Here is a 17,878-nt window from a genome sequence, read left to right as displayed (position 1 = left end):
TAAATATCCTTGTCAAGGTTTCAAACCTTGACAAGGATAAACATGATAAAACTTGTAGTTTAAATAAAGATCCTACATTTAAAAATGAAAGAAAACTTCAGAAATGGAAATATTTTACCAAACAACATCACTCCAAAATTGAGTAGAAGTATTTTACTTATATTTACGTTCCTTAATGTAATACAACTTAATAAAGAAAAGGATTTGAGGCACAGATTATTATTTATATTTACGTTATTTATTTGTCCGTTTTTTGCTCAGGCACAAGATGTTTTAAGCAAATTAGAGAAGGAGTATAACAATGCTTCAAACCAAACAGAAGAGCAGCTGAATCTGGCACCCAAATACGCCACTGCTTTATTCTTTCATAATGCTAAACCAAAATCCTATCAGATTTTAACTCACAATATTTCCATTGCATCAAAACAGACCGATGGAAAATATGCTACTATATTGTATGCTGTTCAGGCAATGAACTACCGATTAGACAATAAAGAAGCTGAATCTTCAAAAAGTCTGGATCTGGCCAGAACTTACAGTGTAAAAACAAATAGCAACGAAGCTAAAGGCTATCTGGAATATGCAAAAGGTTGGATTCTGGTCCGTAATAACAAAACCACAGATGCTGTTGCAGCTTACCTGAAAGCGATTAACTATTACGAAAATTCACCAACAACGTCTACACTGTATGGAAGATTTGGTAACGTAGCCAAAGAACTATCCACTATTTATTCTAACCTGAATGAATATCAACTGGAAGAAAAATACAGTAAACAGTTTCTATTGTTAGCATCCAAACAAAATGATCCCGGTCTGATCTTCGATGCCTATATGCGAATGGGCTATGTATATGAACAAAAATATGCTCAAAATCCATCGGATATACAGTTTAGAAATAAGGCAGAGCAGTTTTACCTGCAGGCTATTGCAACTTTCAATAAAAATAAAGAATCTATGCTCAATAAGAGCAATCTTTCCTATGCTGCAATCAATTTGGCCAATTTATATACTGAGTTTAACCCAGAGAAGGCGATGCAATATGCTCAGCTAGCCAATAAGGTGAGTCTGGAAACCGGCGATCCTATTCACATTGCTTCTTCATTTGGAATATTGGCAGAATTGGCCATACAGGATAAAAATTATGATTTAGCAAAATCATACTTTCTGAAAGCTTCCATGGAAATCGGGAAAAGTCCGGTGAGAGACCATAATATTGAACTTTCAATTCTAGAGTCTTTATCCCGGGTTAGCGAAGAACAGGGCAATTACAAAGAAGCACTGACCTATTATAAAAGCTATGTTGATAAATACAAAAGCGTTTACGATCAGGAAAAACTGGATATCACTAAAAGGTTAGAATCTCAGTTTGAAAAAGAACGACAGGAACAAAAATATATAAAGCTACAGCTGGAAAGTGATAAAAAAGCACAGCAAATTAAGCTGATCAATATCCTTCGTGCACAACGTGAACAAGTCTATAATAACTTAAAACTGGTAGAAGAAAACCAACGGGAACGTTTAAAATTTTCAGAACTGGAATCTGAGAAAAAAGAACAGCAGCTTCGTTTGGCTAAACTGGAAACCCAACAAAAGAATAACGATATCGACAGCTATAAAAAGCTGTTGGCATTCAAAGAAAAGATCAATACCTACTATATTGTTTTTATTTTCATTTTCATTGTTTTAATCTTCTTATTGCTGTATGCTTATAAACAACGCGTAAAATCGATTAAACAAAGGGACGAACTGCATGCTTTGGCCATGGAAAAAGAGAAACAAAACTCTAAAATTTCCACACTTACTGCATTGCTGGAGGGGCAGGAGAAGGAACGTGGCCGTTTAGCCCGCGATCTTCATGATGGATTAGGCGGATTGCTTTCCGGAACTAAGCTTCAGCTGTCTATTTTAGATCCGCATCAGTCCGGAAATATAGAGGAAGGCATTTCAAAATCAATAAACCAGATTGATGGTGCTGTAGAAGAACTGAGAAGGGTAGCCCATAATTTAATGCCTGATTTATTAATGAAATACGGTTTGGTAGCAGCCATTCAGGAATTTGCTTCCCGCATGTCTAACAGTGCATTAAATATCCATACAGAATTTATCAATTACAGTAATTCCATAACAGAAGAAAAACAACTGCTTATCTATAGAGTCATTCAGGAATTAGTTAATAATGCCATCAAACACGCTAAAGCCTCTGAAATTATCATTCAGATCAGTGAAGAGGACAATGTATTACATCTTACAGTAGAAGATGATGGTAAAGGGTTTGATCTCTCCAGCTTAGACTTTAGAAAAACAGCAGGTTTTCATAATATAGAATCAAGAATCCAGTTTTTAAAAGGAACGATGAATATCACGTCCCAATTGAATATTGGTACCAGTATAGAACTTCAAATTCCTACTCATTAAATATGATAAAAGTAGCCATAACAGACGATCATCCGCTTCTATTGGAAGGGTTGAAAAATATTTTAGGAAATAACAATAATATAGACGTTGTAGAGTGTTTCAGAAATGTTTCAGAAATGAATGAAGGGTTGAAAAAACAAGCCGTTGATATTTTATTACTAGACATCAATTTAGCAGACATCAACAGCATTGAGCTTATAAAGCCTTTAAAGAAAAAATATGAAACCCTTCAGATCATTATGCTCAGCGTTCACAATGAATTGCCTGTTATTAATAGTACTTTAGCAGAAGGAGCTTTAGGCTACATTCAAAAAAATGCTTCCGTTTCTGAAATCCTGGAAGGAATTAATACCGTATATGCCGGTAACCAATTCTTATGTTCACAAACCCGTTCTGTTTTGGAGAAAAAATCTCCGGATGGCTTGAGTCAGGTTCCTAAATTGACACGAAGAGAAAAAGAAATCCTGGCAGAAGCGGCAAAAGGGCTTACCACTAATCAGATGGCAGAAAAGCTTTTCATCAGCCCACACACGGTAGAAAGCCACCGTAAAAATCTCATTGAAAAATTCCAGACCTCCAATCTTAGCTCTGCCATTAAACTGGCCATAGAATACGGTTTAATTATCGAATAAGATATGCTAAAAAGGTAGCAAAGCTGTTAACTAAACATACGAGTAAACGTTTGCTTAAAAATAATCAATGAAATTGATTCATTGCTTTGCTTCCTTAAAATAATACGTTATTAAAAATAAAACCTTTGCGTTTATAAAATATCTCAGGTCGCTATAAACCGATTATCGAATAATATTCATAAGCAAACATGAAGGTATAGGTTTGTTTTTAGTTCCCACAGATTATGCAGATTTCCCAGATGATATTGGAGAGCATTGTGAATAAAGATAAAAGTATATGTTAAGTTTTCGCTTCATCAGAATCGATGCTAATCGATTCCCTGTTTTGCTTCCTTAAAATAATACGTTATTAAAAATAAAACCTTTGCGTTTATAAAATATCTCAGGTCACTATAAACCGGTATCAAATGATATTTAAGGGCAAACACAAAGCTTATAAGTTTGTGTTTAGTTCCAACAGATTACGCAGATTTCACAGATGATATTAGAAATGTTATGAATAGATACTTCAAACTCTATGTGCCTATGTGGTTAGAAACTACTTGCAAAGAATATCCCCTTAAAAATCTTAATTGTTTAATTCAGCGCCAGATATTAATACCAGCAAAAAGGTCTGCTTACATCGTAAAAGCAGACCTTTTCTATATATAAATTTAAAATTAGGTGTTCAATTATTAATCTTTAAATCTAAGTGTAGCTTGAAACAGGTTTTTCTTTCCTGTTAAATCATATTCTTCATTGTATGTTGGCTCATACATAAGCAGATAAACTCTTCCGCCAACATCTTTTAAATGGAGAGGCTGTGCCACCATCACATCATAAAACCTTGTAATCGTACGGGTAGCGGTCCATTGCTTTAAATTGCCTTTAGGGTTCTTATCAAATCTGTGATCTTTTATCCCTGTATAATACCAATAAGACGGTGCAGAATCCATCAGAAACATTTCTTTATCCTTGTTATACAGTTCCTCTGCCATCCCTGTATTTTGAAACCATGGAACCTCAGTATTGAATACCCCTATAGCTCCTGCATAAATATCTTTATTTGTTGTTGCTCCCACTAAAAAACCTTCAAGGTTGTTAGCTGTAAATTCAAACGTAAAAGGAGATTTTTTCAGATCATAAACATCATTTACAGGTTCAATTACTTTTCCGTCTTGTTTAATAACTACCTTTAATGATTGTGCAAAAGTCATAAAACTTAGTAAACAAAAAAGAATCGCTAAACTTATTTTCTTCATGGTATATCTTTAAATAACTGATGCAAAGATATTGGACTTTACCTCTATAAACACTGGCTGGTTTCAGGGGTTTTTATCTTACTTCTTTCCTAGTTAGGCCAATTGCTATAGGGGTTAGGATACTTTTTTTTCATTCGAAACAGATCAGCCTTCAACTTAATTTTGATGAAAGCCGCTTTTTGCTTTTTGCCATTGGATGAAGCTGAATTGGTAGGATAAATTTCGGCATAAAAGGTTTCATCATCCGCCCAGAAAGCTTTTGTTTCATCGCCAATTTTGAAGTTGGTGAAGTTTACATATAAAAGGTTTTCCTGAGTATGACTTTGTTCTACATAAGTACTGATATCAAAATTACTTCCTACATCATTATTTGAACCAATATAAGATATCCAGTTTTTACTGGGAAGAATGTGGGGATATCCACCTGTAAATAAAGAAAAACCTGCTGTAGGCTTTACATTATAAAAAGAATAGTACACGTCTGTAGTTTCTACCGGATTTTCCTTGAAAACCTCCAGATGCAAGGAAGGAGATTGCCCTATATATTCATTGGATAATGTTCCGTCTTCTGTAGATACATTCTCATGTTGTGTAATCACCGTTTCCTTTGAATTTTCAGTATAGATCCAATTATTATCCTTTAATTTAACCTGTGGATTTTTTACCAGAGCTTCATCAATTTGATGGGCAGAAGCAGTTTTAAACTCCTGTTCAGAAACCTCTGTTATCGTGCCATATTTACTGAATGATTTATTTTTAAAATCCTGAGAATCTTTCAATGTACTGCTTCTGATCTCATACAGATCCAGGCCTTTCAAAGTCAAATCAAACGAGGCTGTGAATTCTGATTTCAACACAAAAGCTTCAATGCTGTTTGAGATAGTATTATTAATGCTGTAATGAATAGAGTAGAAGTCATCAAACTCTTCAAATCCATAATAGTTATCCAGTTTATTATACGCAATTTTCAGATGAGCAGCTGTTTTATTGGGACTCACAAAAAACCGTACAGAATCCAACTTGGTAAATAACTGAAAAGGAACTTCCTGCACATTATCTACCCCTTTTATCTTTTTGAAATCAGCAAATGTGATGATCTTTTGAGAAACCTCAGTTTCTGCTTTTTGATTTTCTGACGATTTATTCTGTGGGTTACATCCCATCAATACTACTGTAGATGATATGAAAAAATAATATATAGGTTTCATTGTCCTGTTTTTTCGGGCAAATGTATCAGTATTCAATTCAGCAGCCAACAAAACGCCTGAATATGCGCAATAAATGGCTGAAAACAGGGATATATTGAATCGTATATTTTAATCAATTTTACACCGTTAAAACTAAGTATTCATTGTAGATGAAAAAAACAATAACCAGCTTTTCATTTGCAGTAGTTTTATTAGCATCCTGTTCAACTTCTATAGAAAAAAAAGTGAACAATGTTGATTCTACCGCTGCAAAAACAGATACAGTTTCTAAACTTACCTCGGAAAAAAATACTATTTCAAAAATAGAAGTACCGGGTGATTTTTCAGAACTGGTTCCTATTGATGTACTGGAAATAAAAAGCAAAAATGTCTATGAAAAATATGGTATTGAGTTCTCTGGAAACTGCTATTCATGTGATTTGACAAGCTTATCTATTACTAAGGATAAAATTAAATGGACCAATATCTGTGATAAGAAGGATGCCTTTGAAATTAATAATTTCTCTGTCTCCGGCGAAGGAAATACAACCGTTTTAAAAACATCAGACAGAACTTATATTTTAACACAAATTGATAAAGCACCCATTTATGAACTGGTTGTAGAAGGTGAAAAACTCGAATTAGATAAGAAAAGAGTAGCCAAATATTTTACAACCCAAAAAGCTTTACCGCTTTTTAAAGAGCATGATTGTGGCAATTTTGAAGGATAAAAACTACTAAAACCTGTAAGAAAGAGGGGACTAATACAAATGATGTCAACATAACCCCTCTTTCTTTTTCTTATGACCTTTTCTGTGAAAATTTTGATATAAAAAAACCTCAAAGTAATTTGAGGTTTTTATATGTAAAATAATGACTTAATTATTTTGCTGGTTTTTTAGGACTCATCATCATAATCATTCTCTTTCCTTCAAGCTTAGGAAGCTGATCTACTTTACCAACATGCTCTAGTTCCTGAGCAAGTTTTAAAAGCAAGATTTCTCCCTGATCCTTAAAGATGATTGAACGTCCTTTAAAAAATACGTAGGTCTTCAATTTAGAACCTTCTTCAAGGAATTTCTCAGCATGCTTCTTTTTGAATTCATAATCATGGTCATCTGTCTGAGGTCCGAAACGGATCTCTTTTACAACCACTTTTACTTGCTTAGCTTTAAGTTCCTTTTGTTTTTTCTTTTGCTCGTATAAGAATTTTTTATATTCCAATACTCTTGCAATAAAAGGTTCTGCCTTATCAGAAATTACTACTAGATCCAATTCTTGTTCTGCAGCAATCTGTCTTGCTTTGTCAATTGGATAAATTCCTGGCTCTACGTTATCGCCCACCAAACGAAGCTCTCTCACACGAATTTTATCGTTGATCAAGTGTAAGTCCTCCTGTACAGGACGTCTTTGTGGGCCCCTGTTGTTAAATCTTTGTGCTATTGTATTATAATTTTATTGGTTAACTACTCATTTATATGTAAAGTATTGAGAGTGTATCTTACAGCTCTCAATACCTTAATTGTTTTTTATTAAACAGCTGCTTCTTTTTTGAAGTAAGCTGCGAAATCTTCCAGATTCATGACTCCAAGATCTCCTTGACCACGTCTTCTTACAGAAATGGTACCTTCATTCTCTTCATTTTCTCCTACTACAAGCATGAAAGGAATCTTCTTTAATTCAGCATCACGGATTTTTTTACCCGTTTTCTCGTTTCTGTCATCAATCTGACCGCTAATATCGTGATTTTCCAAAAATTGTGAAACTTTTTTTGCATAATCTACATATTTTTCACTGATTGGAAGAATGATAAACTGATCCGGGCTTAACCATAGAGGGAAATCTCCCGCAGTGTTTTCCAATAAGATCGCGATAAAACGCTCCATAGAACCGAAAGGTGCTCTGTGAATCATTACCGGTCTGTGTTTCTCATTATCATTTCCGATATAGTGAAGATCAAATCTTTCCGGTAAGTTATAGTCTACCTGGATTGTTCCAAGCTGCCATTTTCTTCCTAATGCATCTTTCACCATGAAGTCAAGCTTAGGACCGTAGAATGCTGCTTCACCGTATTCAACTACAGTTTTAAGACCTTTCTTCTGAGCTGCATTGATGATTGCTGATTCAGCTTTTTCCCAGTTTTCATCAGAACCGATATACTTTTCTTTGTTTTCAGGATCTCTTAATGAAACCTGAGTTACAAAATCTTCAAATCCTAAAGACTTGAAAACATAAAGTGTTAAATCAATTACTTTTTCAAATTCATCAGATAGCTGATCCGGAGTACAGAATAAATGCGCATCATCCTGAGTAAATCCACGAACTCTCGTTAATCCGTGAAGCTCTCCACTTTGCTCATATCTGTATACAGTACCGAATTCTGCATATCTTTTTGGTAAATCCCTGTAGCTCCATTGTGATGTCTTATAGATCTCACAGTGGTGTGGACAGTTCATTGGTTTCAACAAAAATTCTTCTCCTTCATTTGGAGTTTTAATTGGCTGGAAGCTATCTGCTCCATATTTATCCCAGTGTCCGGAAGTTACATATAATTCTTTAGATCCGATGTGGGGAGACATTACAAATTCATATCCTCCTTTTTTCTGAGCATCTGAAAGGAAATTTTCCAATTTTCTTCTTAAAGCAGTTCCTTTTGGTAACCAAAGTGGTAAACCAGCACCTACTTTTTCAGAGAATGCAAAAATTCCAAGTTCTTTACCTAGCTTTCTGTGGTCTCTTCTTTTAGCCTCCTCTAATCTTTCAAGGTATTCAGTAAGTTCCTTCTGTTTAGGGAAGGAAATACCATATACTCTTGTTAATTGAGGGTTCTTTTCATTTCCTCTCCAATACGCTCCTGCAGCATTTAAAACCTTAAAAGCTTTTACAATTCCTGTATTAGGAATGTGTCCTCCACGACATAAATCTGTGAAGTTATCATGCGTTACAAAAGTAATTTCTCCATCATTCAGATTAGAAATCAATTCCACTTTGTAAGGGTTGTCTGCATATGTTTTTAAAGCGTCTTCTTTAGAAACCGGGTATAAAGAGAAAGTAGAACCTTTTTTAGCGTTTTCTAGAACTTTCTTTTCAATCTTTTCAAAATCTTTTTCAGATAAACTTTCATCCCCGAAATCTACATCATAGTAGAATCCGTTCTCAATTGCCGGACCAATAGTCAGTTTAGCATTAGGATAAAATTCAAGGATAGCCTGCGCCAAAAGGTGGGCAGAAGAATGCCAGAAAGCCTTCTTTCCAAGATCATCATTCCAGGTCAAAAGTTGTACCGTAGAGTCCGTGGTTATAGGTGTGGTTACTTCTACTTGTTGATCATTAACAATTGCGGAAATGGTATTTCTAGCCAATCCCTCGCTTATAGATTTTGCCACATCTAGAGCAGTTACTGCTCCTTCGAATTCTTTGACACTATTGTCTGGAAGTGTAATTTTTATCATTGTTTACTAAAAAATTTTAAGATGCAAAAATACGCATTTTTTAGTTAAAATACTATATCAAGACCTATTTAGAATGAGAATTAATATTTTTGGTGAAAAAGATCTTAAACTTTAGGTTTTATGAACTTTTAAACCAGTTAATCTGTCATAAGAGAGGGAATAGAAAAATATTGGAAAAGAATGGTATATAGACTTGGTTTTTACTGATTAAACCTCTCAATTATCCTTATTGATTGCAGGGGGGATTGGGTTTATAAAATCATTTTTGAATAAATTAAAGAAAAAGTAATAGATATTTTAAATTTCACATACTCATTATAAATATGATAACAAGCCATTAATAGTAGTATTTTAAGCCCCTCAAAATGTTGGAAGAGGATTAAAAGTAAGCTTCTTATTTTCAAAAATATAAGACATCAGAAGGTACACTCCATTCAACATAGAGTAATTTTGAATAAAAACTAAACCAAAAATCATTATGAATCCGATAAACATTGATTTACACTGCGATTTGCTATACCATCTTTTAAGAGCAAATTCAACTATTGATGATAAAGAACTAGGATGTTCTCTGCCATATTTACAGGAAGGAAACGTAAAACTTCAGGTAATGGCTATGTATGCAGGAACCGGTGAAGGAAGCACTGTTTACGGACTTCAGCAAAGCAAACTATTCTCAGATCTCATCAAAAATGAAAACTTTTTCTTATTTGAGAATGAAAATTATAAGAATCCTGAGAATGAAAATCGGGTAGGAGTTATTGCTTCCATTGAAAATGCTTCTGCTTTTTGTGATGAAAATGAAACCCTGGACTCAGGTTTTAAAAACCTTGAAACTATTATTAAAAATACTCAGAAAGTACTTTATATCGGAATTACACACCATTTAGAGAACCGTTTCGGTGGCGGAAATAATGCCGCTGCCGGATTAAAAGATGATGGAAAAGTATTGATTGATTATATTGTAGACCGAAAAATAGCAATAGATCTGGCCCATACAAGTGATCAACTTGCTTATGATATTTTCACTTATATAGATCAGAAAAATTATTCAATTCCTATTCTGGCAAGCCATTCTAATTACAGAACAGTGTATAAAAACAACCGAAATCTTCCTGATGAACTGGCAAAAGAAGTCATGAACAGAAATGGTTTGATTGGTCTAAACTTTATCAAGGATTATGTAGATCTCGAACATCCTGAAAGGCTTTATGAACATATCCAATACGGGCTTGATCTGGGTGGAGAAAATAGTATAGCCTACGGAGCTGATTATTTTTACTGGAAAGAACATCCGGACACATCACGTCATCCGTTTTTCTTTGAAGAACATTCCAATGCATCAGTGTACCCGTCCGTCAATAAGGAGATTGAAAAAAGATTTTCTTCTGAGCTTGTAGAAAAGATCAGCCACAGAAACGCTTTACACTTTATAGAAAGTATGTATAAGTAGAAAGTTCTGCAAATCAGGCATAATTGGGATCTAACCAGATGTTTTTTTTATATATTGAAAACAAACACTTTACATAAGAATTCTATGTATCTATGTGGTTAAAAAATAAAACCACATAGACACATAGATTAATGCTGGATATATTTAAATATTCTTATAGATTATCTGTATAATCTGCAACCTAAGCGAGAGAAAAACCCCTACTAACTTTTCCGTTTATACTTTACTTTTTGTTTGATGATTTCAATTACATCCACATTCTGAACCTTAGATTTAATCCAGCCATGAATATCAATATAGAATAAGGATCTTCTGTAATATTCATTTGTAGAAAATTCTTCAAGCTTTTTATCAAAAATTTCAAATGTCTTCTGTCTCTGATCCGGCACCTGATTATTCAAATTTTTAAAAAACTGAATGCTCTCAAAGTGAAATTCTTCAGGTTTTTTCATCTTTTTAGCAAACTTCAGGGTAGAAGCGATAAACTCATCATAATCTTCATCATTTCCGGATTCATATTTAGACATTAAAATCAGAATTCGGGTATGAAACAAAAGGTCTTCCTGTACATTCCCCTTTGATTCTATTACTCTCATAGAATATTCAATAGCCTTTTTATACATTTTACTTCCGAAAAACATGGCCGCCATTTTAAGATAAAGAATCATAAAATGGTGTTCATCAATTCGTTCCCGGAGTTTTTCCATTTTAAGTTCAATCTCGGGAATAAGTTTTGTACCTGTAAAAAATTCACCTTTTACAAAATGAATGTTCATCAGCGTATTGTAATGCGTAAGGAAAATAAGAGAGTGAAGGTTCTCATTCTGGGAAAAATTTTCAGCATTAACTCTTATATTAAATTCCTCGAAATTTTCTTCCAGAATATCAATATTTCCATACAGGAAGAGGATTTTCAGCAGATAGGTATTCCCTTTAATATACCAAACCGGATGGCTGAAGATCATCTCCGGATTTTTATGAAATAAATCTACCCATTGATAGGCATATTTCAAGGTATATTTATAATCCTGTAACAATTGATTTTTCCAGACATGAGCTTTAAAATACCATAATTTTTCAGTGAAATTCAGCTTATCAAACCTGATATTTTTAATTTGAGCATTGAAAACTTCTAAAACTTCTTCACGGTCAGCATCATTTTTTACATATCCATGAGTCAGCATTTCACTGTATAATTTTAGCGAAAGATTAGACAGTTTTGTGGTATATCGGTTTTGTTTGCTTAACTCCTGGGATTGTCGGATTAATTCTTCAGCACGCCCACTAATACTTCTGGTAATGAATTGGGATTCAATTACTTTCTCAAGATCTATAATCTCAGAAGCAATGCTTTTTTCATCCAGCTCCAAAGCAGACTGTTTAGTTTTATCCAATATTTTTAATGCCTGCTTGTAAAGCCCTTTTTGGTACAGAATATTGGCAAAATCCAATTGTTCCCGAAGCTGGATTCTGTAATTCTGGTGGCTTGGGTTCATCCGGAGACTCACCAGAATCTGCTTGTAAAGGTGTGCCTTAAGGTTGGAAAGCTGTTGCTTGGTAGAAATTTTCTTTTCAAGGATGATGCTTTCATCATATTCCTTCATTTTATCCATTTCAGAAAAAAGGAGTAAAAATTTGGCATCTACATTAATTCCGAGACGGTTAACGTACAATTTAAACTGTCGCTTTTCGGAAGTCGTCAATGACTTTACCAGTACAAACAAAAAATCTTTCTGCAATTCTGCCATTGTAAATTTTCAAAATTTAAATAATTAAAAATCAGTTATATATGCTTATTTCTTCAACTGTTGAATATTGTATTTTTTTTAAAAAATGAAACTGAAAAAATATAGCAAGCTGTAGTTTTGAGTCAAAATTAAGTAAAAAACTTTTATTTATGAACTCCGAAAAAATTGAAATTTTTGATACCACGTTGCGCGATGGAGAACAGGTGCCTGGATGTAAATTGAATACAAAACAGAAACTGATTATTGCTGAAAAGCTTGATGAACTGGGAGTTGATATCATAGAAGCAGGATTTCCGATTTCCAGTCCGGGAGATTTTGAATCTGTTGCTGAAATTTCAAAACTCGTAAGAAATGCAAAGGTATGCGGATTGACAAGAGCTAACAAAAAAGATATTGACACTGCTGCGGAAGCCTTAAAATTTGCAAAGAAACCAAGAATTCACACGGGAATCGGAACTTCTGATTCACATATCAAATACAAATTCAACTCAACCAGAGAGAATATTATAGAACGTGCTGCAGAAGCCGTAAGATATGCTAAAAACTATGTTGAAGATGTAGAATTTTACGCAGAAGATGCTGGAAGAACAGATAATGCGTATCTGGCTCAGGTATGTGAAGCCGTTATTAAAGCTGGTGCCACAGTTTTAAATATTCCTGATACTACAGGGTACTGTTTGCCGGAAGAATACGGACAAAAAATTAAATACCTGAGAGAAAACGTAAAAGGAATTGAAAAAGCAGTTTTATCATGCCATTGTCATAATGATTTAGGTTTAGCTACTGCAAACTCTATTTCGGGAGCCATCAACGGAGCCCGCCAGATCGAATGTACCATCAACGGATTGGGAGAAAGGGCTGGGAATACTGCCTTAGAAGAAGTCGTCATGATTCTTAAACAGCATAAACATTTGAATCTACATACGGATGTTAATTCCAGAATGTTGAATGACATGAGTACTATGGTTTCAGACCTGATGGGAATGTCTGTGCAGCCGAATAAGGCCATTGTAGGAGCGAATGCTTTTGCACACAGTTCAGGAATTCATCAGGATGGTGTTATCAAAAACAGAGAAACCTATGAAATTATTGATCCGGCTGAAGTAGGAGTTAACGCGTCTTCAATCATTCTTACAGCGAGAAGCGGACGTTCAGCATTGGCCTACCGATTCAAACATATTGGCCATGATGTTACCAAGGAAGAATTGGATTATCTGTACCAGGAATTCTTAAAAATAGCAGACCTAAAGAAAGAGATAGGGAATGAAGATCTGGCATTGATTATGGAAACATGCAGCAGAAAAATAGTATAAGGGTTTGATTAAATTCAAGATAAAGTAAAAATGAACAACGATAAAAAGACACTTTTTGATAAAGTTTGGGATGCCCATGTAGTAGATACTGTTCCAGACGGGCCGCAGGTTATCTACATTGATAAACACCTGATCCATGAAGTAACCAGCCCACAAGCTTTTGCTGAATTAGAATCCAGAAATCTGGAAATATTCAGGCCGGAGCAGATTGTAGCTACTGCTGATCATAATGTTCCAACCCTTCATCAGGAAGAACCAATCCGTGATGAATTATCAAGAAATCAGGTTCAACAATTAACTGAAAACTGTCAGAAAAATAATATTGAATTATTCGGTTTAGGACACCAGTACCAAGGGATTGTTCACATTATTGCTCCGGAACTTGGGATTACGCAGCCGGGAATGAGCATTGTTTGTGGGGATAGCCATACTTCTACTCATGGTGCTTTTGGATCTATCGCTTTTGGAATTGGAACCAGCCAGGTCGCTCAGGTTTTTGCCAGCCAGTGTTTGCTGCTTAACAAACCCAAATCGATGAGAATTACCGTGAATGGTAAACTTAACGACAATGTTCAGTCTAAAGATGTTATCCTTTATATCATTTCAAAAATTGGAACTGATGGCGGAACAGGGTATTTCTGTGAGTATGCCGGAAATGTTTTCGAAGAAATGTCTATGGAAGGAAGGATGACCGTTTGCAATATGAGTATTGAAATGGGGGCCAGAGGAGGAATGATTGCTCCGGATAAAACCACTTTTGAGTATGTTAAAGGAAGAAAATTTGCTCCAACAGGAGATGAATGGGATGAAAAAGTAGCGTATTGGAATACCCTGAAAACGGATGAAGAAGCTGTTTTTGATAAAGAACTCTTCTTTGATGCAGCCGATATTTATCCAATGATTACCTACGGAACCAATCCGGGAATGGGGATTTCAATTCATGAGACAATTCCTGCACCACAAAGTGAATCTGAAGCGAAAGCTTTACAATATATGGGACTGGAAGCCGGTCAAGCACCCTCAAGCATAAAGATTAATTATGTATTTATAGGAAGCTGTACCAATGCAAGGATTGAAGATTTCAGATCTGCAGCACAGTATATCAAAGGGAAAAGTAAATCTGAGGCTGTAAAAGCATTGATTGTTCCCGGATCTCAGCAAGTCGTAAAACAAATCTATGAAGAAGGGCTTGATAAAATCTTTAATGATGCAGGATTCCAGATCCGACAGCCCGGATGTTCAGCTTGTCTGGCGATGAATGATGATAAAATTCCGGAAGGAGAATATTGCGTTTCCACTTCGAACAGGAATTTTGAAGGAAGACAGGGACAAGGTTCAAGAACCATTCTTGCGAGTCCGCTTACCGCAGCCAAAGCAGCAATAGAAGGCAGAATTTCTGCTTTTGAAAGTTTAAATTAAGAGTACACATGCAAAAATTAATTATCATAAAATCCCGTGCAGTTCCATTGCCGGCAGAAAATATAGATACGGATCAGATTATTCCGGCAAGATTTTTAAAAAGTATTGACAGAAAGGGGTTTGGAGAGAATCTGTTTAGAGATTGGAGGTATAATATTCATACCAACGAACCTAATTCTGATTTTGTTCTGAACAATCCTAAATTCGATGGTGAAATTCTGGTAGCAGGAAATAACTTTGGGTGTGGGAGCAGCCGCGAACATGCTGCCTGGGCATTAACAGATTTCGGATTCAAAGTCATTGTTTCTAGTTATTTTGCTGACATTTTTAAAGGAAATGCTTTAAATAACGGTCTGCTTCCGGTAAAAGTTTCCGAAGAATTTTTAAAAGAAATTTTAGAAGGAATCAATGAAAACCCAGACAATGAAATTGCAATTGACGTGGAATTACAATCCATAAGCTTTAAAGACACCACTGAAACTTTTGAGCTTGATTCTTATAAAAAAATATGCCTTATGAACGGCTATGACGATATTGATTTTTTAATCAGCAAAAAACAGGCGATTACAGAATTTGAACTAAAAACACACAAAAAAAATGAGCAACAATTATTTTAAAATCGCGGTTCTTCCAGGAGATGGAATCGGGCCGGAAATTATCAGCGAGAGCATCAAGATTTTGGATGTTATTGCTGAAGCTTTTCAATACAAATTTCAATTCGATTATGGACTGATTGGTGCAGAAGCTATTTTTAAAACTGGAGATCCATTGCCCGAAGAAACACTAACGATTTGTAAAGAATCAGATGCTGTACTTTTTGGAGCGATAGGAGATCCGGCATTTGACAATAATCCTGAAGCTAAAGTAAGACCTGAACAGGGATTATTGAAACTTCGTAAGGAGTTAGGTTTATTTGCTAATATCCGTCCTTTAAAAACGTATGCTTCCCTGATTGAAAAAAGTCCATTAAAAAGAGAAATCATTGAAGGGGCAGATATTCAGATCTTCAGAGAACTGGTAAGTGGAATTTATTTTGGTGAAAAATTCACAGATCCTGAAGGAGCTTATGCTTATGATGTATGCCAATACAGCAGAGAAGATATTCTTCCCATTGCCCACATGGCATTTCAGGAAGCACAGAAAAGGAATAAAAAGCTTACCTTAATTGATAAAGCGAATGTATTGGATACTTCCAGGTTGTGGAGGAAAATCTGCCAGGAAATTGCTTCAGAATATCCGGATGTACAGTTAGATTATATGTTTGTAGATAATGCGGCCATGCAATTGATCCTTAATCCAAAGCAGTTTGATGTTATTTTAACGGAGAATATGTTCGGAGACATTATTTCTGATGAAGCCAGTGTAATCGGAGGATCTATCGGATTGCTTCCATCAGCATCAGTAGGAGAGAAGAATGCATTATTTGAACCTATTCATGGTTCTTATCCACAGGCAAAAGGAAAGGGAATTGCGAATCCTATAGCTTCCATTTTAAGTGTTGCAATGATGCTGGATCATCTTGGATTACAACCTGCTGCCAACAAATTAAGACAGTCTGTAGAGCATGCTATTGAAAATAAATATGTTACGGTTGACCTTAATACAAAGCAATATTATTCAACGAGTGAAGTGGGGAGTTTTATTGCAGATCATATCAAATATTCTGAGAAGTCATATTATAATTTTGAAAATGTAAAGATCGGAAAATCAACCATTGTATAGTTAAATTAAAGTTCACTTAGATAGATAGTTAGAAGAAAGGATCTGCCTCGTATGAGATAGATCCTTTCAATTTTATTTTCTGAAATATTGTAAATCAGCTTATTCCGTTTTTCTGAATTATTTTTAGAGTCCAAGAATACCGATCTTTCCGGTCTTATCTTCTATTGTATAATTCAAAGCCTTTGCCAAAACAAAAATATTATCAAGATTTTCCATTAACTGCTTGCGTCCTTCACTTCTCAATTGGTTTTGATCTATAGATTTAATTGCAGTTTCCTTAGCCTTTACGGTTACATTTTTAATATCCTTCTCAGAAATTCTATTAAAAAAAGAATCATCCAAAGACTGAATTTCAACACTAGGTGTAATTTTGATATCTGCATCAGGAAGTTCAGTAATGACCAGCTTTTTGTTGATGGAATCTACTTCAATCTTCATTTTATTCAGATCATAAGAAACCTGAGCATTGGTTTTTGTAAAAGTAATGATACTGTTACTTGAAACTTCCTTACCCATGAATTCATAACCCATTTTGGTTTTCTGCATGGTAGAACTGTTCTGTTCTATCACCACCATCTTATTCATTTTGGAAATTTGGTTGGTCAGAATATAATACTCTGATTTTTCCGTTTTTCCGCCAAGATTCAGACAGGATTTAAGTCCAAAAAACAGAAGTACCATGGCTCCGGCACCGGCTACAAACGATAAAATTGTTTTATAATTTCTCAAATCTATTTAAAAATTTCTTTAATTACAGATGAGTCATCCTTTTTCAGAATTTCAACTAAATCTCTTTCAATATATCCACTGGTAGGCATTTCTATGATTCTGCCTATTTCTTTTCCATATTGTTTTACAATAATGGTAGGAACTTTTTGGATGTTGTACAGAGATTCATCTCCACTAGGAGATTCTTTTTTGCGGTTAACGGCAATAATGGTTATTTTGTTATCGGAAACACCAACTTCTTCCAGTATTTTTGTCAATCTTGGAAAATCCCTATGGCTATCTTCACACCAAGTTCCCATAAAAACTACAATATCATAAGATCCTAGTTTTTTCTTTTTCAGTTCACTGATGGCTTTTTGATCCAGAGCATACTCATCATGTTCCTTTACATACCAATCGGCATAAGGAGCTTTTAGAAATTGTTCTTTCAGCTGATGTCCAAGAAGCATTTTACCATCTTTTTCAGTAGTAACTTCACGGTTAACCACTACTTTCTGAGCACTAAGCTGTTGAGTAGCTAAAAATAAACTTGAAGCGGCAACAATATTTGTAATAAATTTTTTCATA

Annotated in this window: 15 protein-coding genes; 8 read left to right on the top strand and 7 right to left on the bottom strand. The window is 34.8% G+C overall.

All coding sequences use genetic code 11. The annotated features are described in order from the left end of the window. The first annotated feature begins 84 nt into the window (after window positions 1–84). A complete protein-coding gene (locus BLS98_RS12320) occupies window positions 85–2,415 on the top strand; it encodes a tetratricopeptide repeat-containing sensor histidine kinase (RefSeq protein WP_228425149.1) in 2,331 nt (776 codons plus the stop codon). A gap of 2 nt (window positions 2,416–2,417) precedes the next feature. Beyond that, a complete protein-coding gene (locus BLS98_RS12315; RefSeq protein ID WP_089736794.1) occupies window positions 2,418–3,047 on the top strand; it encodes a response regulator transcription factor in 630 nt (209 codons plus the stop codon). A 674-nt stretch (window positions 3,048–3,721) separates the two neighbouring features. On the opposite strand, the gene BLS98_RS12310 is transcribed toward BLS98_RS12315, so the two are convergent. Continuing rightward, window positions 3,722–4,288 (bottom strand): hypothetical protein, encoded by a 567-nt coding sequence (locus tag BLS98_RS12310; RefSeq protein WP_089736793.1) that lies wholly within the window; start codon window positions 4,286–4,288, stop codon window positions 3,722–3,724. A gap of 89 nt (window positions 4,289–4,377) precedes the next feature. Further along, the gene (locus BLS98_RS12305) at window positions 4,378–5,496 is read right to left on the bottom strand and encodes a resolvase (protein ID WP_089736837.1); all 1,119 of its coding nucleotides are present in this window, start codon (window positions 5,494–5,496) and stop codon (window positions 4,378–4,380) included. 149 nt (window positions 5,497–5,645) lie between these two features. Between BLS98_RS12305 and BLS98_RS12300 the strand changes: the two genes are divergently transcribed. Beyond that, on the top strand, window positions 5,646–6,206 hold the full coding sequence (locus BLS98_RS12300) for a hypothetical protein (RefSeq protein WP_089736792.1): 561 nt from the start codon (window positions 5,646–5,648) through the stop codon (window positions 6,204–6,206). 151 nt (window positions 6,207–6,357) lie between these two features. Here the strand turns inward: BLS98_RS12300 and infC are convergent, their stop codons facing one another. Further along, complete coding sequence (gene infC, locus BLS98_RS12295) at window positions 6,358–6,858, bottom strand: translation initiation factor IF-3 (protein WP_027372223.1); 501 nt, start codon at window positions 6,856–6,858, stop codon at window positions 6,358–6,360. A gap of 149 nt (window positions 6,859–7,007) precedes the next feature. Then, window positions 7,008–8,927, bottom strand: coding sequence for a threonine--tRNA ligase (gene thrS / locus BLS98_RS12290; protein ID WP_089736791.1), 1,920 nt, complete (start codon window positions 8,925–8,927; stop codon window positions 7,008–7,010). A gap of 478 nt (window positions 8,928–9,405) precedes the next feature. Here thrS and BLS98_RS12285 point away from each other — a divergent pair, with 478 nt between their 5' ends. Beyond that, window positions 9,406–10,380, top strand: a complete 975-nt coding sequence (locus BLS98_RS12285; protein WP_089736790.1) for a dipeptidase — start codon at window positions 9,406–9,408, stop codon at window positions 10,378–10,380. Window positions 10,381–10,583: 203 nt separating this feature from the next. On the opposite strand, the gene BLS98_RS12280 is transcribed toward BLS98_RS12285, so the two are convergent. Beyond that, window positions 10,584–12,128 carry a hypothetical protein gene (locus tag BLS98_RS12280; RefSeq protein ID WP_089736789.1) on the bottom strand — a complete coding sequence of 515 codons (1,545 nt, stop codon included), beginning with the start codon at window positions 12,126–12,128 and terminating at the stop codon, window positions 10,584–10,586. 149 nt (window positions 12,129–12,277) lie between these two features. Between BLS98_RS12280 and BLS98_RS12275 the strand changes: the two genes are divergently transcribed. From BLS98_RS12275 to leuB, 4 genes are read left to right on the top strand one after another with little or no spacing between them, the layout of a single operon-like run. After that, on the top strand, window positions 12,278–13,441 hold the full coding sequence (locus BLS98_RS12275; RefSeq protein WP_089736788.1) for a 2-isopropylmalate synthase: 1,164 nt from the start codon (window positions 12,278–12,280) through the stop codon (window positions 13,439–13,441). Window positions 13,442–13,471: 30 nt separating this feature from the next. Next, entirely contained in the window at window positions 13,472–14,860 is a 1,389-nt protein-coding gene (leuC, locus tag BLS98_RS12270; protein WP_089736787.1) for a 3-isopropylmalate dehydratase large subunit, read from the top strand. An 8-nt stretch (window positions 14,861–14,868) separates the two neighbouring features. Continuing rightward, complete coding sequence (leuD, locus tag BLS98_RS12265; RefSeq protein ID WP_089736786.1) at window positions 14,869–15,477, top strand: 3-isopropylmalate dehydratase small subunit; 609 nt, start codon at window positions 14,869–14,871, stop codon at window positions 15,475–15,477. Then, a complete protein-coding gene (gene leuB, locus BLS98_RS12260; protein ID WP_089736785.1) occupies window positions 15,458–16,582 on the top strand; it encodes a 3-isopropylmalate dehydrogenase in 1,125 nt (374 codons plus the stop codon). Before leuD ends, leuB begins: the two co-directional genes overlap by 20 nt. 123 nt (window positions 16,583–16,705) lie before the next feature. Here leuB and BLS98_RS12255 read toward each other — a convergent pair whose 3' ends face one another. Beyond that, complete coding sequence (locus tag BLS98_RS12255) at window positions 16,706–17,311, bottom strand: DUF4230 domain-containing protein (protein ID WP_089736784.1); 606 nt, start codon at window positions 17,309–17,311, stop codon at window positions 16,706–16,708. 2 nt (window positions 17,312–17,313) lie between these two features. Next, on the bottom strand, window positions 17,314–17,877 hold the full coding sequence (locus tag BLS98_RS12250) for a TlpA family protein disulfide reductase (protein ID WP_089736783.1): 564 nt from the start codon (window positions 17,875–17,877) through the stop codon (window positions 17,314–17,316). Window position 17,878: the final 1 nt, after the last annotated feature.

The organism is Chryseobacterium jejuense (assembly GCF_900100075.1).
GTDB lineage: Bacteria > Bacteroidota > Bacteroidia > Flavobacteriales > Weeksellaceae > Chryseobacterium > Chryseobacterium jejuense.
The sequence above is the reverse complement of the archived record's forward strand: the minus strand, read 5'-3'. Positions and strand labels throughout refer to the sequence as shown.